Annotated in this window: 19 protein-coding genes and 1 riboswitch; of the genes, 5 read left to right on the top strand and 14 right to left on the bottom strand. The window is 38.1% G+C overall.

Annotated elements, in window-relative coordinates; genetic code table 11:
- Window positions 1-182: 182 nt before the first annotated feature.
- The 3 genes from BK581_RS02450 to BK581_RS02440 all read right to left on the bottom strand — a co-directional run bounded on the left by BK581_RS02450 (window position 183) and on the right by BK581_RS02440 (window position 3,421).
- Window positions 183-1,520 carry an FAD-dependent oxidoreductase gene (locus BK581_RS02450; protein ID WP_078576665.1) on the bottom strand — a complete coding sequence of 446 codons (1,338 nt, stop codon included), beginning with the start codon at window positions 1,518-1,520 and terminating at the stop codon, window positions 183-185.
- Between the two features lie 30 nt (window positions 1,521-1,550).
- Complete coding sequence (locus tag BK581_RS02445; protein ID WP_078576664.1) at window positions 1,551-2,222, bottom strand: TVP38/TMEM64 family protein; 672 nt, start codon at window positions 2,220-2,222, stop codon at window positions 1,551-1,553.
- 80 nt (window positions 2,223-2,302) lie between these two features.
- Window positions 2,303-3,421: an NAD(P)/FAD-dependent oxidoreductase gene (locus tag BK581_RS02440; RefSeq protein WP_078576663.1), complete on the bottom strand. Its 1,119-nt coding sequence runs from the start codon at window positions 3,419-3,421 to the stop codon at window positions 2,303-2,305.
- A 165-nt stretch (window positions 3,422-3,586) separates the two neighbouring features.
- On the opposite strand from BK581_RS02440, the gene BK581_RS20405 reads away from it, so the two are divergent.
- Window positions 3,587-3,712: a hypothetical protein gene (locus BK581_RS20405; RefSeq protein ID WP_257820934.1), complete on the top strand. Its 126-nt coding sequence runs from the start codon at window positions 3,587-3,589 to the stop codon at window positions 3,710-3,712.
- Window positions 3,713-3,724: 12 nt separating this feature from the next.
- The gene (locus BK581_RS02435) at window positions 3,725-3,925 is read left to right on the top strand and encodes a hypothetical protein (RefSeq protein WP_078576662.1); all 201 of its coding nucleotides are present in this window, start codon (window positions 3,725-3,727) and stop codon (window positions 3,923-3,925) included.
- A 139-nt stretch (window positions 3,926-4,064) separates the two neighbouring features.
- Here BK581_RS02435 and BK581_RS02430 read toward each other — a convergent pair whose 3' ends face one another.
- A complete protein-coding gene (locus BK581_RS02430; RefSeq protein ID WP_078576661.1) occupies window positions 4,065-4,679 on the bottom strand; it encodes a flavodoxin family protein in 615 nt (204 codons plus the stop codon).
- Window positions 4,680-4,865: 186 nt separating this feature from the next.
- Window positions 4,866-5,054, top strand: a riboswitch (Lysine riboswitch).
- A 144-nt stretch (window positions 5,055-5,198) separates the two neighbouring features.
- Between BK581_RS02430 and dapA the strand changes: the two genes are divergently transcribed.
- Complete coding sequence (dapA, locus tag BK581_RS02425; RefSeq protein WP_078576660.1) at window positions 5,199-6,086, top strand: 4-hydroxy-tetrahydrodipicolinate synthase; 888 nt, start codon at window positions 5,199-5,201, stop codon at window positions 6,084-6,086.
- Window positions 6,087-6,384: 298 nt separating this feature from the next.
- On the opposite strand, the gene BK581_RS02420 is transcribed toward dapA, so the two are convergent.
- Window positions 6,385-6,837 (bottom strand): GNAT family N-acetyltransferase, encoded by a 453-nt coding sequence (locus tag BK581_RS02420; RefSeq protein WP_078576659.1) that lies wholly within the window; start codon window positions 6,835-6,837, stop codon window positions 6,385-6,387.
- Window positions 6,838-7,373: 536 nt separating this feature from the next.
- Here BK581_RS02420 and pflB point away from each other — a divergent pair.
- Both pflB and pflA read left to right on the top strand, forming a co-directional pair.
- On the top strand, window positions 7,374-9,587 hold the full coding sequence (pflB, locus tag BK581_RS02415) for a formate C-acetyltransferase (RefSeq protein WP_407690342.1): 2,214 nt from the start codon (window positions 7,374-7,376) through the stop codon (window positions 9,585-9,587).
- A 124-nt stretch (window positions 9,588-9,711) separates the two neighbouring features.
- Window positions 9,712-10,440, top strand: coding sequence for a pyruvate formate-lyase-activating protein (pflA, locus tag BK581_RS02410; protein ID WP_078576657.1), 729 nt, complete (start codon window positions 9,712-9,714; stop codon window positions 10,438-10,440).
- A 1,085-nt stretch (window positions 10,441-11,525) separates the two neighbouring features.
- On the opposite strand, the gene BK581_RS02405 is transcribed toward pflA, so the two are convergent.
- The 9 genes from BK581_RS02405 to BK581_RS02365 form a co-directional block, all read right to left on the bottom strand.
- Window positions 11,526-11,837, bottom strand: coding sequence for a hypothetical protein (locus BK581_RS02405; protein ID WP_078576656.1), 312 nt, complete (start codon window positions 11,835-11,837; stop codon window positions 11,526-11,528).
- A gap of 1,371 nt (window positions 11,838-13,208) precedes the next feature.
- Window positions 13,209-14,291: an AI-2E family transporter gene (locus tag BK581_RS02400; protein WP_078576655.1), complete on the bottom strand. Its 1,083-nt coding sequence runs from the start codon at window positions 14,289-14,291 to the stop codon at window positions 13,209-13,211.
- A gap of 123 nt (window positions 14,292-14,414) precedes the next feature.
- Entirely contained in the window at window positions 14,415-15,401 is a 987-nt protein-coding gene (locus BK581_RS02395; protein WP_078576654.1) for a metallophosphoesterase, read from the bottom strand.
- Window positions 15,388-16,017 (bottom strand): sugar transferase, encoded by a 630-nt coding sequence (locus BK581_RS02390; protein WP_078579826.1) that lies wholly within the window; start codon window positions 16,015-16,017, stop codon window positions 15,388-15,390. Before BK581_RS02390 ends, BK581_RS02395 begins: the two co-directional genes overlap by 14 nt.
- Window positions 16,018-16,037: 20 nt before the next feature.
- A complete protein-coding gene (rfbC, locus tag BK581_RS02385) occupies window positions 16,038-16,583 on the bottom strand; it encodes a dTDP-4-dehydrorhamnose 3,5-epimerase (protein WP_078576653.1) in 546 nt (181 codons plus the stop codon).
- Between the two features lie 34 nt (window positions 16,584-16,617).
- Window positions 16,618-17,580: a dTDP-glucose 4,6-dehydratase gene (rfbB, locus tag BK581_RS02380; RefSeq protein ID WP_078576652.1), complete on the bottom strand. Its 963-nt coding sequence runs from the start codon at window positions 17,578-17,580 to the stop codon at window positions 16,618-16,620.
- A 320-nt stretch (window positions 17,581-17,900) separates the two neighbouring features.
- Window positions 17,901-18,803: a glucose-1-phosphate thymidylyltransferase RfbA gene (rfbA, locus tag BK581_RS02375; protein ID WP_078576651.1), complete on the bottom strand. Its 903-nt coding sequence runs from the start codon at window positions 18,801-18,803 to the stop codon at window positions 17,901-17,903.
- On the bottom strand, window positions 18,803-19,840 hold the full coding sequence (galE, locus tag BK581_RS02370; RefSeq protein ID WP_078576650.1) for a UDP-glucose 4-epimerase GalE: 1,038 nt from the start codon (window positions 19,838-19,840) through the stop codon (window positions 18,803-18,805). The genes rfbA and galE overlap by 1 nt, the downstream gene beginning before the upstream one ends.
- Window positions 19,841-19,870: 30 nt before the next feature.
- Window positions 19,871-20,857 carry a glycosyltransferase family 2 protein gene (locus BK581_RS02365; RefSeq protein WP_078576649.1) on the bottom strand — a complete coding sequence of 329 codons (987 nt, stop codon included), beginning with the start codon at window positions 20,855-20,857 and terminating at the stop codon, window positions 19,871-19,873.
- Window positions 20,858-20,862: the final 5 nt, after the last annotated feature.

Here is a 20,862-nt window from a genome sequence, read left to right as displayed (position 1 = left end):
ATGCGAAAGATCAGAGTTTTAATGATGAGCCTATTTTTATTCATTTTAAAGTCTGTTTATTTCCGCCGCTTATACCATTTATAAAGGGTCGTCATTCCTTTAGCAAGAAGTAACACCTTAGGAATTGATAGTCGTCGCAACATAGGGTCTCCCTCCTTATTGAAAAATAAAGACGACTTGTCCTATTTAGCTTTCCACGGATAATCGTCATGGGATGAATAAATGTTTTCCCGCTGTTTCTTTTTCAACCGTTTTAATGAATAAGCTTTAGCTAGTCCAAAAAAACGAAGGATATCTAAGCCATTGTATGGCCACCAGCCGATCCCGGAAATATTAAGCATATGTTTGTCATGTAAAACAGGATGACGTTCAAGGCGCTTTAGTGCAAACATCCGTCCTTGCTGGTACCACCGTGCAGGACACGTATATGCCATGGCAGACAAATGGCTTAAATGGGACATTCTATCAGCTCTTTTTTTACGTACTTTTTCATATAACTTTAAGTACTGTGGCTGCCTGGTCCTTTCTTTATACATCCATGTCAGTAGTTCTCCTAATATCGCCCCATCCTGTATCGCCATATTCATGCCTTCTCCAGCCATTGGGTGTACAGTGTGAGCAGCATCCCCAATAATTGCCGCGTTACCTTTCACATATTGCTGCGTCTTGTGACGAATTGGTATCATTAATTGAATATCCTTCCAACTTGTTATACTTTCCAGATACCCTGTTAATTCTGGTACAAAACGTTCAAATGGCTCGTAAAACGTGTGAAGACCTTCATCTTTCATGCGTTTATAGTCTCCAGGTTTAATAAGCATGACACTTCGAACTTTATTGTCTGGCAACGGAAATAATCCGATAAATTCTCGGTGTGTCGCATACATGCGTGCTTCTTTAAATACCTCAGGTCTCGGGAAAGTCACCGTTAGAAATTGGTGATTATAATGGGTCGTCACCCCATGCTCCTTCATCGCTTTACGCATGAGGGACACCCTACCTTCAGCGCCAACAAAAAAGGATGACGTGATACGTCTATAGCCACTCTTATAGTAGATGGTTGCTTCATTAAATTCATTGTTTTCCTCATTTACCTTTGAAAAATCTTGAAATCTTGCCGGGTTCCAATAAGTAAATGAGTGATATGTTTTAGCCTTAGACAGCAAAAGCTCTTTAAGCTTTTCATGAGGTATCATCCGTGCTGAAGGAAATGAACTGTATAGTCTGTGGTAGTGTAATGGAATATAAAGTTCGGTCCTGAGTGAGCCGTCTTTTCTTTCTTTCATCTCGTACGTATGGATTGTCGCAAGAGGCCAGCTATTTGCCACAATATCTTCTACTACACCCATTTCAGAAAAATTTTCAAGTGATTTAGGCTGCAGCAACTCGCCTTTGTATATTTTCCCTGGCTGATTAGCTTTTTCAATAACAAGGACATGAATATTAGCTTGAGCAAGCTTCAAAGCAAGTGTTAGTCCACCAACACCCCCGCCAATAATGACAACATCAAAATCTGTCATATGATCACCGCCCAACGTTAAAACAAATGATTATAAATGCTCATCTGGTAACAAGTCAATGTCAATATTTTTCTTCTTCATTACTTTCCGTATAATAACAGGGACCGCTAATGCTACGATAAACATAAACGTAGTCAGTAAAATCATATGAAGACTTAAATCCACGAAAGAAGCACCTAAAAGGTTGAATGCTAATGTTCCTGGAATAATCCCTAACATTGTAGCCCCTACATATTTATAAAAAGAGATACGAGACAAAGCTGATAAATAGCTAACAAAGTCAAAATTGATGACAGGAATAATTCTCAAAGCCATGACGTAATAAAAGCCATTTGATTCAATATTTTTTTGTAAGGATTTCCCTCTCCCCTGCCACTCTTTCTGATTTAAGCGTCCACCAAGTTTTCTGACAACTAGAAACGAGACAATTGCCCCCGAAAGTGAACCGACATAAGTAACTAATGGACCAAGGAACGGTCCGAACGATAAACCGCCTGCTATAGCTAAAACTGAAGAAGGAAATAACACAAATGGTCGTAAACTAAAAATGACAATGAACATGATAGGAGCCCAAATACCAAACGATAACATTGTTCTTTGAATTTGATCTGGGTGTAATTTCAAGTGTGTATAATTAAAATAAATTAAAAGGCCGATAAGAGTTAGAACGGCCACAATTTTTAACAAAAGTTTTGTTGGCATGTCTGTGGTGCTCCTTTTTGAAAATGATCGCTATCATACTATAACCGTTTTAATGAGAGATGAACCTTTAAATAAGCTAATTACGATTGAAAAGCTACTTCACAGTTGTAATCTTCAATTGGAAAATCACTTTTTTCACCAACGGCTAATTTAGCGAGAAGAGAACCTAAAAATGGTCCTGCTGTTAACCCCGTTGCCCCTAATCCAGTCGCCATAACAACCCCTTCTATATCAGGCACCTTACCGATCACCGGTAATGATCCTGGGGTAAATGGTCTAAAACCAACCCTCGTTTCCACTACTCGGCTCTCTTTAAGACCTGGCGCCACCTGAAACGTTTCACTTAATACGTCATAAATACCTCCGGCTGTCACACGATAATCGAATCCTGAATTATCTTCCCGAGTCGCTCCAGTTACAAGACGACCATTCCCAAAGCTGACCATATAATAGTCGCCCGGCGGAATAATGACCGGCCAGTTATCATTATTTGTTTGCGGTAATTCTAGGTGAAGAATTTGACCTTTCTGCGGTTTAACTAATAATGTTTTACCGAGAGGGTGTAAAAGTTCGTCTGTCCACGCACCGGCCGCAAGAACCACTTTTGAAGCTAACAACTCATTTCCATCTACTTTTACCCCTGTTACGTTAGTTCGATTTGTCATCAATTTGGCATCACCATGAATGATATTTGCCCCTTGTTTTTTAGCTGCTCGTAATAAGGCATCGCGCAAATCCTTTCCGTCAACACGAGCTCCGCCGCTTACATGAACAGCACCATAACCATCCACAAGAGGAGGAAACATTTGTTTTGCTTCGGAGTGAGAAAAACGTGTAATTTCTCCAATCTCTGGTGCGTTTTCCCGTCGTTTATAAGCCCTTTTTTCAATGTCATTTAATTTTTTCTCATCATGATGGAGCGCCATGGCACCAATTTGTTTGTAGCCAGTGTTTATTTCCCCTAAATTTTTTAACGCGTTAATTAAAGTCGGATAATAATTCGCGCCAGCTTTCACTAGCCTATACCAAACTTGATTTCGTCGCTGCGACAGCCAAGGACAGATAATCCCTGCTCCAGCGTAAGTGGCTTGTCCTTTATCTTCTCGATCAACTAAAGTAACATCATAGCCATCTTTAGCTAAATGATAGGCTGTTGAGGCCCCTAGAATGCCTCCACCTACTACAATGTATGTTTTCATCTTTAACACCTTTTCTATCTTTTTGTCTTAGTCCGTATTTTACCTAACATTCTACCGTCACTCAATCTTTGTGTAAAAACAGCTCTCGGATGTAAAAATCCATTTCATAATAGTCCGATAATTCGTGAACACTAATGATAAATACACAGAAAAGAGGCGACATACATGAGTAAGAAATCACGTTCTAAACGTAATACTCAAAAAGGAAAAGATGCTGTACAACCTTCTGATGGAAGTGACAGAACAACTATCTCAAAAATTCAAGAGAATGATAAACACCGATCACGTTAGGAGATATGACTGATGGATAAACAAGAAAAAGAAATGGCTCCTTATAAAGACAGAGATCGTTATTTTTTAGATGTGGATCGCATGATCAATGAAGGACTAGGGGGAGGGACTGTAAATAATAAAGAAAATTCAGGCATAATTGAAGAAGCACGTGAGTTAGGTAAAGAATCTCCTCCTCAAACAAACAGGCAGGATGATGGTACGAATAAGTAATAGGAACTGCTGTTACTCTGAGTAAATTTTTACTGAATGGTAACTACCAAAGAACCATTTTGCCCATAAAACCGTCAAAATACAGAGAGGGCGTCCAAATAATTATTTGGCACGCCCTTTTGCAATGGATGATGAGGGATTAAGTATTTCCTTTTGTGGGAATCGGAGTTGCCTTAAACATTTTAGCAAGATGAGCGAGGTTATGACTCATGACTGAGACATTTTCTTTCGTAAAATCACTTTCCTGTCCCGCTTCCAAATAGGAAGGCCCTGGCCCTGCTTCTCCGACCCAATATGCTTCCCCATTAGGAGGAATAGTAAAACCTAAATGCTGTAAAACAAAAATAATCGTTTTAGCAGCCTGTTTACCGCCATCTTCATTCCCCGTCACAATAGCTCCTCCGACTTTATTATAATAAATAGGCTGCCCATAATCATTTGTCTCGTCGCTAGAGGCATCTAATTTTTCCAGTATAAGTTTACATATACTGCTTAATTCTCCTTGCCACACCGGGGTGCCAATTATAACTATGTCGGCTTCTTTTAACTTATTAAAGAGCTTCGGCCATTCATCATCGGCACCCATATCCGGTTCCATCCCAAAAGGAAGATGAAAGTCAGCAATACGTATCTCTTCTGTTGTCACACCTTCATCTTCCAAAATTTGTCTCGATTCTTGAATTAAGCCACTTGTATTAGACGTTTCATCACCTGTTTTCAATGAAGTATTAAAATACAATGCTTTTATCGTCATCAAAACCCCTCCAAATCTTATTATAATTGTGACATTCCCCTTGGTGTGTCAGTTAAACATCTCGTTTTTACTCATACTATAGTCACATTAATGTTATTTTCGATAATCAACACCCATATTTTATTGAAAAATGATAGAGTTTCTGATACAGTTGAGTCAAAGTTCATATTTACTTCAATTTTTTGAAGTGAGTTTAGAGGTGCAAGCGTTCATCAGTAGATGGCTGGAAGAGGATGAGCTCTTAAGAAAGTCGTGGAAAGGGAAGCTTGCCGAAGCAGCATTCGTCTCATACCGAGTGTTGTTGGGTCTGTTATTGAATAAATGCAGAACTGTCGTATAGTTTTACCACAAACTATATGGAGGGCTATCTCACGCTGGATGACCGTTATCTATCCACGCAGCAACGAGACCCTCGTTGGTGCTTTTTGTATGTCATACGGTTCATCATGCGATTTAGCTCTATTCAGGAACTTGGTGTCACCCATTATGGGGACAAACTTTTGAATAGAGGTGTTGTACATGAATTTCGGACACATTTTAACTGCAATGGTAACCCCTTTTGATCATGAAGGAAACATTGACTATCAAGCAACAAAAGACTTGATTAATCACCTACTCTCAAACGGCTCTGATGGTATTGTCATAGCTGGTACGACTGGCGAATCTCCGACGTTGTCCATCCGTGAAAAAGCAGAGCTATATAAGTTTGCAGTAGAAACAGTCTCTGGTAAGGCGACTGTCATAGCAGGTACAGGAACTAACAGCACGCGAGCCGCTATAGAGCTAACCAAATTAGCAGAAGAAGCCGGAGTCGATGGTGTCATGCTTGCTACTCCGTATTACAATAAACCAAATCAAGAAGGTATGTACCTACATTTCAAAGCGATTGCAGAATCTACTGCACTACCCGTTATGCTCTACAATGTTCCTGGTCGTAGCGTTGTAAACTTGCTTCCTGAAACTGTCATACGTTTGTCAGATATCTCAAATATCGTCTCAATTAAAGAAGCAAGTGGCAACCTAGATGCCATGACAGAGATTATCGCCAAAACGCCAGAAAGCTTCTCATTATACAGTGGAGATGACAGCTTAACACTACCTGTGATGGCTATCGGTGGTAATGGGGTCATTTCAGTCGCTTCTCATATTGTTGGTAATGAAATGAAAGCGATGATAACTGCTTATGAAAATGGCGACACGATATATGCTCAAACTCTACACCGTGAATTGGTGCCTATTATGAATGTCATGTTCTCTGCGCCAAGTCCGGCACCGGTTAAAGCAGCACTAGAAATGAGCGGCGTAAAAGTGGGGTCAGTTCGCTTACCAATGGTTCCACTGACACCTGACGAATCACAACTCGTCTATAAAACCATTCAGCATAAAATATTTTCTTCAGCCGTATAAAACGAAACTTCAATCAGTGGGCGTTTACGGACGGTTATCTGTGATAAATATTAACCCCCATGTTCAAAAAGGACCTTTTTGAACATGGGGGTTCTATAATATGAGTGTTAGAACGTCCTAATGGTTTGATAGCACTACACCTAATATTCCTTCCACGGGCGAGAAAATTGTTTTACCGACTACTCATCAATATCTTTTTCTATAAACGAACTTCTCACTTAAATACTCTATCAGTCAGTAGCAAATGTATAGTTAATGTAATAGACTTGTCACAAGGAGTGGTCCATTATAAACTATGCTAAACTAATGCTTTAGATAGTCTGACCATATCCATACATTGGATGCCATTTTCATAAATAGGTTCCGCATAATGGTCAAGGAAAAAGTTTGTTTCCACACCCGTTATACGAAAGCCACATTTTTGATAAAAAGCCAGTTGATCGATACTCGAATTGCCCGTACCAACTTCTAACCCTTTATAACCCCGTTGTGTCGTTAACTCAACAGCATGGGCAATGAGTTGTTTTCCAATCCCTCTCCCCTGCCATTCTTCTGAAACAGCAATGCATACTATTTCAGCCGTCGCGCTATCTCGCTCGACAAATATGTAAGCACCCACCATTGTATGCTGTTGCATCATACAGTAGCATTCACCGTCTTCAAAATGCTTTTTAACGTTCGCTTCACTTGGATCTGCCTGCATTAGAAGAGTTAAAAGAGACTGATCATATTTGAGACATTTTTTGAACATGTTTATGGTCTCCTTATTACATTTATGATTTAGAAATAATTTAACACTATTTTATCACAGATAAGCATTTTCGCAGGACGCGAAGACGTTAGTTTGTGTTCCTTATCAGTGGGAGAAGAACGGAAACTCCCACTGATTGAAGGTTCGTTTTATCATACAGTAAAAACATATTTTGTAATGCCATTTTTTTCTGCTTCATCCCCCCGCTATAACAGTATGTACTTCATTCTGTTATATTGCTGGAATCGCTTAACATAGTGTCATCACCTTATATTTTAATAGAGTATTTATATAACAATTATCTATTTACGAATCTGTTATAGTTAAATTTCACCTCTGTTATATAGTCAAAAAAGTGTCACATTTCCCCCTTGTTCACGAATGATTTTAAATTTATACTTAAGATAGAAGTTATATGTGAATCCATTCACAATATTATCATTCTAAAGTTAAGCGACCCTTTGTTTACGATATTATGAAAGATGGAGGCGTTAATCATGGGAAAAACACTTGAAAAATTAAACGAATCTGCTTGGATGGCTTTCAATGGTGGCAGTTGGGAAAATGACATTAATGTACGAGATTTCATTCAGAAAAACTACACACTTTATGAGGGGGATGAAAGCTTTTTAGAGGGTGCAACAGAGGCTACTGACGAGTTATGGAAACAAATTATGGCTTTAACAGCTGAAGAACGGGAGCGTGGCGGCGTTTATGACTTAGATACGTCTATCGTGTCCACGATCACATCTCACAAAGCTGGTTATTTAAACAAAGATAAAGAGAAAGTTGTTGGGGTACAAACAGATGTCCCTTTTAAACGTTCTATGCAGCCTTATGGTGGTATAAGAATGGCTAAAGCCGCTCTTCAATCTTACGGCTATGAATTAGATGAAGAAGTTGAGAAAATTTTCACTGACTACCGTAAAACACATAACCAAGGTGTTTTCGATGCCTATACACCGGAAATGATGTTAGCTAGAAAAGTTGGGATCATCACAGGTTTACCTGATGCTTACGGCCGTGGTCGTATTATCGGTGATTACCGACGAGTAGCACTATATGGTGTAGATCGTCTTATTGAAGCTAAAAAAGAAGAAGTTGCAGATCTTCCAACTAATATGTCTGAAGACGTTATTCGTTTACGCGAGGAACTCGCAGAGCAAATGAGAGCTTTAAACGAATTAAAAGAGCTGGGTACCATTTATGGATTTGACATTTCTAAACCAGCAACAAACGCTACAGAAGCTTTCCAATGGCTCTATCTCGGTTACTTAGCAGCTATTAAAGAACAAAATGGTGCTGCTATGAGTCTTGGGCGTGTCTCAACCTTCCTTGACATTTATATTGAACGTGATCTTGAAACAGGTGTTTTAACAGAGCAAGCGGCACAAGAGCTTGTGGACCACTTTGTTATGAAATTACGTCTCGTAAAATTTGCAAGAACACCTGAATATAATGAGCTATTCAGTGGTGACCCTACATGGGTGACTGAATCAATCGCTGGAATTGGAAAAGACGGTCGCCCACTCGTAACGAAAAGCTCATATAGATTTCTTCATACGTTGAAAAATTTAGGACCTGCACCAGAGCCTAACTTAACCGTCCTTTGGTCTCCTGCCCTACCAGAAGCATTCAAGCATTATTGTGCAAAAATGTCCATTGACACTAGCTCCATTCAATACGAAAATGACGAAATTATGCGTCCAGAATACGGTGACGACTATGGGATCGCATGTTGTGTATCCGCTATGGAAATCGGTAAGCAAATGCAATTTTTCGGCGCCCGCGCTAACCTAGCAAAAGGATTATTATATGCCATTAACGGCGGTGTTGATGAAAAAGCGAAAGTAAAAGTAGCCCATGGTATTGAACCGATTACATCAGAATACCTTGATTATGAAGAAGTTAAGAAAAACTTCGATGTGGTTCTTGAATGGTTGGCCGGTTTATATATTAATACACTCAACGTTATTCATTATATGCATGACAAATATAGCTACGAGCGTATAGAAATGGCGTTACATGATCGTGATATCCGCAGAACAATGGCGACAGGTATTGCTGGTCTCTCAGTTGCTGCTGACTCTCTAAGTGCAATTAAGCATTCAAAAGTTAAAGTGATTCGAGATGAAGATGGTCTTGCAGTTGATTATGAAATTGAAGGCGACTATCCTCAATATGGTAACGACGATGATCTTGTAGATGATATTGCGAAAGAACTTGTCGTTAAATTTTCTGATATGCTTAAAAAGCATGACACTTACCGCCAATCTGAAACAACGATGTCAATCTTAACAATTACATCTAACGTTGTTTATGGTAAGAAAACCGGTAATACACCTGATGGTCGTAAAGACGGTGAACCATTCGCTCCAGGTGCTAACCCACTTCACGGCCGGGATAAAAAAGGTGCTTTAGCATCCTTAAACTCTGTTGCTAAAATGCCTTATGCTAATTCTTTAGATGGTATTTCTAACACATTCTCTATAGTACCAAAAGCGTTAGGTCGAGAAGAGGATGATCAAAAAGCAAATCTGGCTTCCATCCTTGACGGCTATTCTGAGAAAGAAGGTCACCATTTAAATATTAATGTATTTGACCGCTCCACATTACTTGATGCTATGGAGCATCCGGAAGAATACCCACAGTTAACGATTCGTGTGTCTGGTTATGCTGTAAACTTCATTAAATTAACTCGTGAACAACAAATCGATGTTATAAACCGAACTTTCCACGAATCAATGTAATGACGAGGAGCATCAGCTTCGATGCCTGATGCTCCTTTTTTAATTAAGAATGCATCGATAGAAACTCATCGATCGCCAGAAAGACTTGGCGATAAGCCGAGTCTTCGACTAAGGGGGTCATTTTATGAATGGTAGAATACATTCAATTGAAACATCTGGTATGGTAGACGGACCGGGGATCCGCTACGTGATTTTTACACAAGGTTGTTTGCTCCGATGCCAATATTGTCACAACCCTGATTCATGGGATCGTGATGGTGGAGAAATACGATCTGTCTCTTCATTGGTCACTGATATTAAAAAATACTGGCCATATATGAAACATTCTAACGGAGGTGTGACAGTAAGTGGTGGTGAACCACTTTTACAGATCGATTTTTTAATTGAATTATTTAAACAGTTAAAAGAGAATGGTATCCATACAACAATAGATAGCTCCGGTGGATGTTTTTCTTCCCATCAAGCATTTCAAGACAAGCTAGACGAACTGTTACAATATACAGATTTAGTTTTATTAGATTTAAAACACATTGATGATAAAAAACACAAACATTTAACGGGTATGACGAATAAACATATACTTGAATTTGCAAAAATGCTGTCTAATAAAAACGTGCCAGTTTGGATCAGACATGTCCTAGTCCCTGGTATTTCCGATGATACGGAAGACTTAAAACAGCTCTCATCATTTATTAATACACTGGAAAATGTTAAAAAAGTGGAGGTATTACCTTACCATAAAATGGGGGTTTATAAGTGGAAGGAATTAGGTCTATCCTATCCTTTAGAAGGTGTAGAACCACCTGATGATGCTAAAACAGCTGAAGCTAAACGAATTCTTCAGCTACATTAAAACATTTAATATACCTGAAGAAACTGCATAAATCAAAATAAGATGCCAATAAAGTATGTAATCCCTATTTACTTAAAGTACTTTAACACCCTATCTTTTAGCTCGACTTAGAGAAACCGTTGGTCATATTAACAGAGCATTCTCGTTTGGGAATGCTCCTTTTTGATTGCTGCTTCTCTAAAACTAGAATGAATGCTTTCTATTGCATTGTTTGTGTGCATTATCTTATTAGACCGAATATGATGCTCTTCCATGATACATGTATATGATTGAACATATGCAACAACACCCGCGCCCTTACCAACGTCTTCAACCTGATCAACACGCTTCGCCAGGTCTCCTGCTTTATCCAGTGTTCATCCTGTTCTACTCACATCACTATCTATTATACTAAAGTAGTAGGTTGATTGAGCAAAAGTGTAAATTCTTATTGAGCAAAAACTGTCAACTTCATTCTAGCGTTTACAGAAACATCTTTTTTTCATTTTGGGATTAGTTAAGGACTAAAAGAACCGTCACGAGCTCTTGGTATCTTGATGTCGACCTGACGCCAACTTATTTTAATGGTTTTCTTCCGTATCCATTTACTACTTATTGAATGAATGTCTTCATTCAAAATAAGATATCAACATTCGAATCATGACCGTGATCTTCACTATAGACGGACGCTTTCCCGAGGGCTTGTCTTCAGCTAACTTTTGCTCGGTTAACCCTCGCAAAAGTGGATCTTCAGACTGCGCTTAATCCTCCGGGAGTCGCCGTCTTACGTTTCAGTCACTTTTTACACGCTCATAATTAAAACGATTCTCCTTGAGGGTACTACCTTCAAAAGCTATCAATTTCATTAATACACTGTTTAATGTTGTCCAAAGTTTAATTCTTACTAATACAAAAAACACCTGTTGCCTAAAAGGCAATCAAGTGCTATATAGATAGCTATATAAAGTAATTCAATTTATTGCTATCTTTAGACCAAACGTTCTGTTTAATATTGAAGTTCTGGCTTGTTCCCTATGATAGATAATATGCATTTAAAAATCATTGGTTGAACTTGATACTCTTACATCTAAGCACCTAGTTATCTCTTAATAAGTTGCATTCGAAGTTATTTTTCCTAGCTTCTTATATAACTCATATAAATCTATTAATTGCATTCCAAGTTTGCTATTAAGATCCCAAGTGTCGGTAATAACCCTTGGATATGATGGGAGATGATTTTTAGATTCAATCATTAGTTCTATATCTTTATATAAATTTTCAAGTTGACTTATTGTCCCATCTTTACCTTGTCCTAATTTGTGATCTTTAATTTCATATTCTAACTTTATTTTCACTTTTTCTGCTTCTTTAATAAAGTTTAAGGTATTATTAAGTAGGCTAGGTTCGTTATCTACCATTATTCTACTCCTCCAAAATATTGATTACCCATTTGAAACTGCGAGCCAGCTTTTCCTTTAATTATAATTGTGTCTGATTTAACTTGCCATTTTTTAATACCTGTCATTCTGTTCCAATCTGGTGAAAGTGCTAAATTACCTCTATTAACAGTCTATATTACGTTCATTCAGGAGCCTTCTCCTTTACCGCCTCCAACATCATCAAATTACGGTACTATCTCTACTCCCTTTTTGTAGTATAAATCTCTTTTGTTACGAAACTTGTCGTTCTTGTGAATCATGGCAGTTTTACTAGCAAACAGAGAGGAACTAAAGAAACGATGGCTTAATTAGTCCACCGTTCTCTTTAACATCTCGCGTTATTTTAATATAAATTGCTTCACCTCATCTAAAAGCTTCCCAAGCAGCTCTTTAAGAGTTATAGATTAAAAGTGTTCAGAAGATAGCTTCTCATTGATTTTTGGGTTATTTTTGTTCTCTCTTCTTTCATATAACTAAATTTTAAAATAGGAACTTTTATTTCAATTAAAGCTTCTATTTCATCTAAATTTACTTCTTTCTTGTACACGAATTTTGCTTCCTTAGTAAACCCATAATTTTCTGCTTGCTCTGGATCATTGGTATATAATGATATCCTATCCTGTTCTACGCAAAAGCGACCTATTGCCCATGGTTCGAATAAAATATTATTGTATACAACTTCATAATTTAATTCATATGCAAATTCTAATTCTTCTTCATCTATATTTTTATTAGAATATCACTATGACTATTTACAAGCACATCAACATATTCTTGAAATCCAATATTTTTATTCACCATATTATTACTGGTTAATTCTATTTTATTGTTATTTATATCGAGCATGAAAATTTTATTCTTATATAGACCAAATTTAGTTACCATTTATTCCACCTCACTTTAATTCAAGCCATCCAAGCTTCTTATCCTAGATAAACTAGTGGAATATATATCCATTTTTCCTACCTAGAATGTTAAGTTTATCTCCATTTGTAAATTTTCTTACTTCCTGATAGTATTCTGGTAATATTATATCAGTACTGCCTGTAAAACCTCTTCCTGTATAAGGATAATCATCAATTGTAGGCTTCCAATTCGGAATAGAGATTTTATCAACATCATGAACTCTGTATTCTATACTTCCATAAAATTTATCTGGGGCTCCAATTGAATTTGAAACAGGCTAAGTTATATGCGGCTGCCTTAGAGTATCTCGACTTTAAGATACCGTCCCCTTTTTAAAACGTCACTATTTTAGAACCCAAAAAATCGCCTCACCTTTATCGTGGCGTGCACGACAAAGGTGAGGCGATTAATTATGTCTTTCTGAAAGTGTTTACACCTGATACCCTAGTTTAAATTTGGGTAACGAAGTTTAAGTAAGCGATAAACGTTTTGAACCACTGTTTTAGTTACAGCGTAAAACGGAATGGCTAAAATAAGCCCTACAACCCCGGCCAAGTTGCCGGCTAATATTAATAAAAGAATAATCGTAAGTGGGTGCACCTTTAACTTTTGTCCCATGACATTCGGTGAGATGAGATTACTTTCAATTTGTTGGATAATGATAATTGCCAACACGACCCAAACAGCTGAAATCGGATCGTTGAAAAGAGCGACGAAGACGGCTGGTATCGTACCAATAAACGGTCCAATAAACGGAATTAAATTGGTGAGCATCGCTATTAACGCAAGTATTAATGCATAATCTACGCCGATAATCAAATAGGCAATTAATGAGAGTATACCAACACAAACGCTGACAATCGCTTGACCCTGTATGTAAGCACTAAGTGTGTCATCCATATCGCTTAAGATTTTCTGCCCTTCTTCCGATTGATCTTCCGGTACAAATCTTAGAAGACTGTCGGGTAGCTTACTACCATCTTTCAACAAGAAGAATAGCACGAAAGGAAGAACGACAATAAGCATAATGACATTGAACACCATGCCTAAAAAGCTAATGATATTTCCACCCATATTTGTAAGAACACTAGACACATTATCAGTGATCATAGAAGGATCGAAGTTTTGAAAAGTCTCTTCATTTTGTATTCGCGTAACCCACTCCGTTTCCATCAAATTATCGATCCACGTTTCAATCTCATTGATGAAGCCCGGTATACTGTTAACTAAATTATTGATTTGAGAGACAAATATAGGCCCTACAACGGTAATAAGTCCAGTCGCTACACCAGCAAATAAAAGAAACATCGATACGATAGCTAAAGTATGTGGCATGAACTTGCCTATCAGTTTTACGATGGGACGCAAGATATAATATAAAACGCCGCCGACTAATAATATAGGGGCAAGTGAACTGAATGCGACTGCTATTGGATAAAACACGAATGGGACTTCTTTTGCTAAGTTAATAGTAATTAATATAAGAACAATGCTATAAAGAAAAAGGAACCACTTTGATTTAGGCATGATTAGTTAATCCTCCGACAACAGTATAATCTCTAGTTAGGTAGTCATGCGAGACAAACTCTTGTTACTGTCCCCTTTTTTAAAATTATTTAAACCTACTGCCTAACTAAATAAGTTAGTAAACTATTTTTTAGAAAGTGTTAGTAAATTAATTTCAGGAGGATTTAAAAACCGAAAGCCTAAAAATTTAATCGGATCACTAGCACCTAAACCAGTGCTCACATATTGCTGGATACCGTCATACTCCCACAATCCCATAACTCTATCTTGTGGAGGAAATAATCCATAGTTATCATAATAAGCTTCTGGCACGATAAGAGCGCCTATGAATGGCAAACGAATTTGTCCACCATGGTAGTGACCAGCAATATGAAGATCATAATCCCTCAAGTTCACTGAAGGGTCTTGTTGATAATAATCGATCCGTTGATCAACGAGGGGGTAATGATAGAGTGAAATCAGAACATCGTCATCACTCATGTTATCTAACTCAGTCATATCGTGAAATAATTCAGTTAAATAGTCTCTATCAAGCATGTCATCCTGCTGATTAGCTCCTGTCCCTGCCTTTAAGTGATTCAATTCTTCCTCTGGATCTAGCAAAGATATTTCAAATTCTGTAAAAAACAGTTTAGATTCGCCACGAGAAATGGTGTAGATGGAATCAAGTGGCTTTACGCCTCTTTCAATCATACCTTCTATAAAGTCATCTTTTTTCACTGTTCTTTTAGAAACAGGTTCAAAATGATGAGGATCAGTATTTCCAGTCACGAATAAAGCATTATCAAGATTAGAGAGCCCCTCTAGTAACTGGTATGTTGGTGCGTAGTCAGTGCTCGTGTCGTCTTTCAGCATATCCCCCGTAAACACGATAGCATCATACGACACATCGTTAATGGCATCCACGAGCCTACGCTGCTCGGAGCCGAACGTTTTGCCATGTAAATCGGTGATTTGCAATATTTTAAATCCTTCAAACTCTTCTGGAAGCTCTTCAATAAAGATTGTTTCTTCAGTTAAAACCACACGTGAATTTTCCCAGTATATATATCCAACCGTCACACTCATAACGACAATGAAGGTCATAATCCATTTTTTAAAAAGTGTCATGTTCAACACTCCGAGATGAGTCACATTGACTATTACCTGTAAATGCTGATTTTGTCACATGTCCCTCTTCTGCAACCCCTTCTCGTTTGAACACTTTCACTACAGTTAACCATAATATTTTTATGTCAAGTTTAAAACTGTAATTATCCACGTAATAAAGGTCAAGTTGGAAAGTTTCTTCCCAACTTATAGCATTCCTTCCATTCACTTGTGCCCATCCAGTTATCCCAGGCTTAACATGGTGTCTTCTCTTTTGTTCATTATTATAAAGTGGTAAATAGTCCATAAGAAGTGGCCTTGGGCCAACTAGGCTTAATTCTCCTTTCAGCACGTTAAAAAGCTGAGGGAGTTCATCAAGACTAACTGATCTTACAAACTTACCAAATCCAGTTAAACGTTCATGATCCTCCAAAAGCTGACCATCTTTACCTTTTGCGTTCGACATCGTTCTAAATTTTATGAGCGTGAATGGCTTTTCATGAAGCCCTGGCCTTACTTGATGAAAAAGAACAGGTGAACCAATCGTTAATTTAATAAGGATCGCTGTGATAATCATAATAGGAAGGAATAGAATGATGAGCACAAGAGACGTGATCAAATCAAAAAGTCGTTTCAACATCGCCTACTCCCCTTCCTTTAATCGAATAATTTGGCATTTGCTAATGTAGGTAATTGCTCGTCTTTTTCAGATAAAGTAGGGGTGTCCACAGGCCAGTCAATCGCTAGCTCTTTATCATTCCAAATGATGCCCCCTTCAAGCTCAGGAGCATAGGGAGCATCCACTTTGTAAATGACCTCTGTGTTCTCCTCTAACGTACAAAATCCATGGGCAAAACCAGCTGGAACTAATAATTGTTTTTTATTTTGTGCAGATAATTCGACACCAAACCACTTGCCAAATGTAGGAGATGATCGGCGAATATCCACAGCAACATCAAAAATACTGCCTCTCACAACACGAACTAACTTACCTTGTGCTTTAGGATGTAGTTGATAGTGTAAGCCACGTAAAGTACCTTTCTTCCGTGATAATGACTGATTATCTTGGATGACATTTAATTCAATACCGGCTTCTTTAAATGTTTGTTCGTTATATACCTCTGAAAAGAATCCACGACCATCTTCAAAGATAGTAGGAATAACAACTTTCACTTCACTAAAAAGCGTATCGATCGTTTTCAATTTATTCATCTCCTCATGTCTATCTGATGTTAACTTATTCTGCTGACTCTAAGACAAGACGGGATTTATACCAGTTGATCGTCTCAATTAAACCTTCAGAAAACTCATATTGAGGTTTCCAACCTAATTCAGCAGTAATCTTCGCTGGATCAATAGCGTACCGATGGTCATGCCCTTTTCTGTCAGTTACAAACGTAATTAATTCCTCTGAGGCCTTTAGTTCGTTTAATATTTTTCTAACTATATCAATATTCGTCCACTCATTATCGCCACCAATATTATAGATTTCCCCTGGCTTTCCTTTATGAAGAACGTCATCTATAGCCTGGCAATGATCTTTTACGTGCAGCCAATCACGCACATTAAGACCAGATCCATAAACAGGTAGTTTTTCCCCTGCTATCGCTTTTGATATCATAAGGGGGATTAACTTTTCTGAGTTTTGATTTGGCCCGTAATTATTTGAGCAACGCGTAATATTAACGTTCATGTTAAATGTTTCAAAATACGATCGGACAATTAAGTCAGCAGATGCTTTACTTGCTGAGTAAGGACTATTTGGTGCAAGAGGTGTTTTTTCAGTAAAATAACCTTCAGCACCTAAACTCCCATAAACTTCATCTGTTGATATTTGGATGAATCTTTTTATATTATTTTCAAGCGCAGCATGAAGGAGCGTTTGTGTCCCAAGCACATTTGTTCTAACAAATACGTCCGGTCCTTCGATACTTTTATCAACATGAGTCTCTGCAGCAAAATTAATGACCGCATCAATATCATATTCATTCATCACAGCCAATACTGCTCCACGATCTGCAATATCGCCTTTAACGAAATGGTAACGAGATAAATGACTTACTTCTGCTACGTTATCTAAATTTCCAGCGTATGTTAAAGCATCAAAATTAATCACTTGATAGGTTGGGTGCGTGTTAATGATATGTTTAATAAAGTGACTGCCAATAAAACCTGCACCACCAGTTACTAATAGATTCATATATTCTTCCTCCTAATAATCATATAAAACGAACCTTCAATCAGTGGGAGTGTTTTCATTCTTCTCCCACTGATTGGTAGTTGAGTTAATCAGGACATTAGCGGCCGTTAGCTCCCGCCAAAATAGCGTTATTTCTCCTCGCTATTTTGAGCCGAGAGTTTTACGGACGCTTATCTGTGATAAAACGAACCTTCAATCAGTGGGAGTGTTTTCGTTCTTCTCCCACTGATTGGTAGTTGAGTCAATCAGGAGATTAGCGGCCGTTAGCTCTCCTCTCTATTTAAAGCAGGAATCTTTACGGAAGCTTATCTCGTGATAAATTAAAGAGCGGTTAAACGTTGTGTTTCCCACTGCATGTCTAAATCGGCAATTTTGCATAAATATGTGCCATATTCCGTTTTCATTAACGGTTTGGCAAGCTCTAGTAGATCTTCTCGGGAAATATACCCTTTTATATAGGCAATTTCTTCTAAACACGCCACTTTCAAACTTTGACGCTTTTCAATAATTTCGATAAATTGAGAGGCTTCTAATAATGATTCATGTGTCCCAGTATCGAGCCACGCAAATCCTCGTCCCATTAGCTCTACATTCAGTTTATTTCTCACAAGGTATTGCGCTAGGACATCTGTTATTTCAATTTCTCCTCGGTCAGAAGGCATGACATTCTTAGCAAACTTCACGACGTTATTATCGAAAAAGTATAGTCCGGTAATGGCATAGTTTGATTTAGGATTCTCAGGTTTTTCTTCGACTGACAATACACGACCATGTTCGTCAAATTCAACTACACCAAAGCGTGAGGGGTCATTGACATTATAACCAAACACGGTGGCGCCATCTAAGTTTTGCCGGACGCGCTCTAGTTGACTTGTGAATTCGTGACCATAAAAAATATTATCACCAAGAATAAGAGCCACATCATCGTTTCCTATAAAAGATTCGCCAATTAAAAAAGCATCCGCTAACCCTCTTGGCTCTGATTGAATTTCATAAGATAATGAAATACCTAGGTCATGCCCATCACCTAATAATTGCTGAAATCTCGGCGTATCTTCAGCAGTCGAGATGATTAAAATATCCTTTATACCTGCAAGCATTAAAACTGAAAGAGGGTAATAAATCATTGGCTTATCATAGATCGGTAATAATTGTTTAGAAATGGATTTTGTTAAAGGATATAAGCGTGTGCCTTTACCGCCTGCTAAAATAATACCTTTCATTAGTAGGCCCCCTCCGTTATTTTACCAGTTTTATACCCTTGAGGATTGTTCTTTTGCCAGCGCCAGCTGTCTTGGCACATTGTCATTACATCTCGTTTAGCAGTCCAGTTTAGGAGGCGATTTGCCTTAGACGGATCTGCATAACTTACAGCTACATCGCCTGCACGGCGCTCTTGAATATGGCACGGGATATCCAGCATAGTAACTTCTTTAAACGCCTCAACCATTTCTAATACACTGGTCCCTCTTCCGGTTCCTAAATTAAATGCTTCAATGCCTGTATTTAACGCATTCCATTCTAACGCTTTTACATGACCGTCAGCTAAGTCGCATACGTGAATGTAATCGCGTACTCCGGTTCCATCATCGGTTGGATAATCTGCCCCAAATACATGTAATTGCTTAAGTCTTCCACTGGCGACTTGTGTAATGTATGGCACTAGATTATTTGGAATCCCGTTTGGATCTTCACCAATCATTCCCGATTCATGCGCACCGATCGGATTAAAGTATCTTAATAATGAAATACTTAATGATGCATCAGCAGCAGCTATATCCTCTAGCATTTCTTCTATCATGAGCTTTGTTCTTCCATAAGGGTTTGTAGCACTTAATGGAAAATCTTCTGAAAGTGGCATCGTTTCTTGAAAACCATATACTGTTGCAGAAGAACTGAAGACGAGATTTGTCACGTTAAAGCGTTTCATGCAATCTACTAAATTAAGTGTGCTAATTAAATTAGTGTTGTAATACATAAATGGCTTTTCAACAGACTCGCCAACCGCCTTTAATCCCGCAAAGTGGATGACCGCATCAACTGACTCGTTTTCAAAGACGTTAGTCAAAGTATCTTTATCGAGCAAATCTGCCTCATAAAATGGGATATCATGCCCTGTAATGTTTTTCATTCGATTGAATACTTCTATATGACTGTTTGACAAGTTGTCCATTACGACAACGTCATGACCCGCAGAAATCAGCTCGACACACGTATGGCTACCAATATAACCAGCTCCACCTGTGACTAGAATTTTCATAATATCCTCCTCAGAAAGCCCTTTTTGTTATTAGGAACGAAGTTTTAATTTAAAAGAATATAAAAAGATTCCCAAACGCGGGAATCTTGATAATAGTTTTGCAATGCGAATATGCTTTTTATCAACATACGTATTACGAGATAATCGCTTTTTAATAGCTGATATGTTTTGACAGATATGCGAAATGGCCTCTCGATGCTCTTTTACTTTATTTTCTTTCATAATATCAACAAGCATCGTTCTCAATGATGTGAAAAAATTTGCGGTGATCATATCGCATAGTTCTGGATGGTGAACCTTCATAAAAGCATACGTCTCATTGTAGTTAGGTACCACATCTAGTCGTTTCATCGAAAACGAAGCGAGCTGACTTTTCGTGATCCCAGACGCTCTAATTAAATAAAAATAGAGAGGGTTCTCAATGTAGATTACTTTCTTTGCTTTATGAAGTAATTGATAAAGAACCGAAGCATCTTGGAAATCCCGTTTTGCTGGAAAATTCACACCTTCAAATAATGATCGTTTAAATAATTTGTTCCATAGAACGTACCCCGTCAACTTGTTTTCATACGTTCGCTTTAACGCGTCTTTATTGGACATCATTTCTATTCGCTTACTATCAGGCGGTTGATTTAACGGTTGACCTTGTTCATCCACTGATAAATAAGGACACATGCTAATCGGGGCGTCATGTTCATGACAAAGCGTATACAATGTTTCAAGCATTGTCGGGGCTATCCAATCATCCCCATCAACAAAACCAATGTAATCACCGGTTGAATGTTCAAGTGCTACGTTGCGCACTTGGGATAGACCGACATTTTGCTGATGAATCACTTTCACCCGCTTATCTTTTGCAGCATATTGGTCACAAATTTTTCCAGATCCATCTGTTGAACCATCATTAATTAATAGTAATTCAAAATCTCCAAACGTCTGGTTTAAAATAGACTCAATACATTTCGGTAAATAATCTTCTAAGTTGTAAACGGCAACTGATAGACTAATTTTTGGCATAATGG

Source organism: Salipaludibacillus agaradhaerens, from assembly GCF_002019735.1.
GTDB lineage: Bacteria > Bacillota > Bacilli > Bacillales > Salisediminibacteriaceae > Salipaludibacillus > Salipaludibacillus agaradhaerens.
Note: the sequence above shows the minus strand (reverse complement) of the source record. Positions and strands in the feature narration are given on the sequence as shown.

Excerpts from the sequence above, each read along its gene's own strand:
- BK581_RS02450 (WP_078576665.1), bottom strand. The coding sequence starts at position 1,520 with ATGACAGATTTTGATGTTGTCATTATTGGCGGGGGTGTTGGTGGACTA.
- BK581_RS02445 (WP_078576664.1), bottom strand. The coding sequence starts at position 2,222 with ATGCCAACAAAACTTTTGTTAAAAATTGTGGCCGTTCTAACTCTTATC.
- BK581_RS02440 (WP_078576663.1), bottom strand. The coding sequence starts at position 3,421 with ATGAAAACATACATTGTAGTAGGTGGAGGCATTCTAGGGGCCTCAACA.
- BK581_RS20405 (WP_257820934.1), top strand. The coding sequence starts at position 3,587 with ATGAGTAAGAAATCACGTTCTAAACGTAATACTCAAAAAGGAAAAGAT.
- BK581_RS02435 (WP_078576662.1), top strand. The coding sequence starts at position 3,725 with ATGGATAAACAAGAAAAAGAAATGGCTCCTTATAAAGACAGAGATCGT.
- BK581_RS02430 (WP_078576661.1), bottom strand. The coding sequence starts at position 4,679 with ATGACGATAAAAGCATTGTATTTTAATACTTCATTGAAAACAGGTGAT.
- dapA (WP_078576660.1), top strand. The coding sequence starts at position 5,199 with ATGAATTTCGGACACATTTTAACTGCAATGGTAACCCCTTTTGATCAT.
- BK581_RS02420 (WP_078576659.1), bottom strand. The coding sequence starts at position 6,837 with ATGTTCAAAAAATGTCTCAAATATGATCAGTCTCTTTTAACTCTTCTA.
- pflB (WP_407690342.1), top strand. The coding sequence starts at position 7,374 with ATGGCTTTCAATGGTGGCAGTTGGGAAAATGACATTAATGTACGAGAT.
- pflA (WP_078576657.1), top strand. The coding sequence starts at position 9,712 with ATGAATGGTAGAATACATTCAATTGAAACATCTGGTATGGTAGACGGA.
- BK581_RS02405 (WP_078576656.1), bottom strand. The coding sequence starts at position 11,837 with ATGGTAGATAACGAACCTAGCCTACTTAATAATACCTTAAACTTTATT.
- BK581_RS02400 (WP_078576655.1), bottom strand. The coding sequence starts at position 14,291 with ATGCCTAAATCAAAGTGGTTCCTTTTTCTTTATAGCATTGTTCTTATA.
- BK581_RS02395 (WP_078576654.1), bottom strand. The coding sequence starts at position 15,401 with ATGACACTTTTTAAAAAATGGATTATGACCTTCATTGTCGTTATGAGT.
- rfbB (WP_078576652.1), bottom strand. The coding sequence starts at position 17,580 with ATGAATCTATTAGTAACTGGTGGTGCAGGTTTTATTGGCAGTCACTTT.
- rfbA (WP_078576651.1), bottom strand. The coding sequence starts at position 18,803 with ATGAAAGGTATTATTTTAGCAGGCGGTAAAGGCACACGCTTATATCCT.
- galE (WP_078576650.1), bottom strand. The coding sequence starts at position 19,840 with ATGAAAATTCTAGTCACAGGTGGAGCTGGTTATATTGGTAGCCATACG.
- BK581_RS02365 (WP_078576649.1), bottom strand. The coding sequence starts at position 20,857 with ATGCCAAAAATTAGTCTATCAGTTGCCGTTTACAACTTAGAAGATTAT.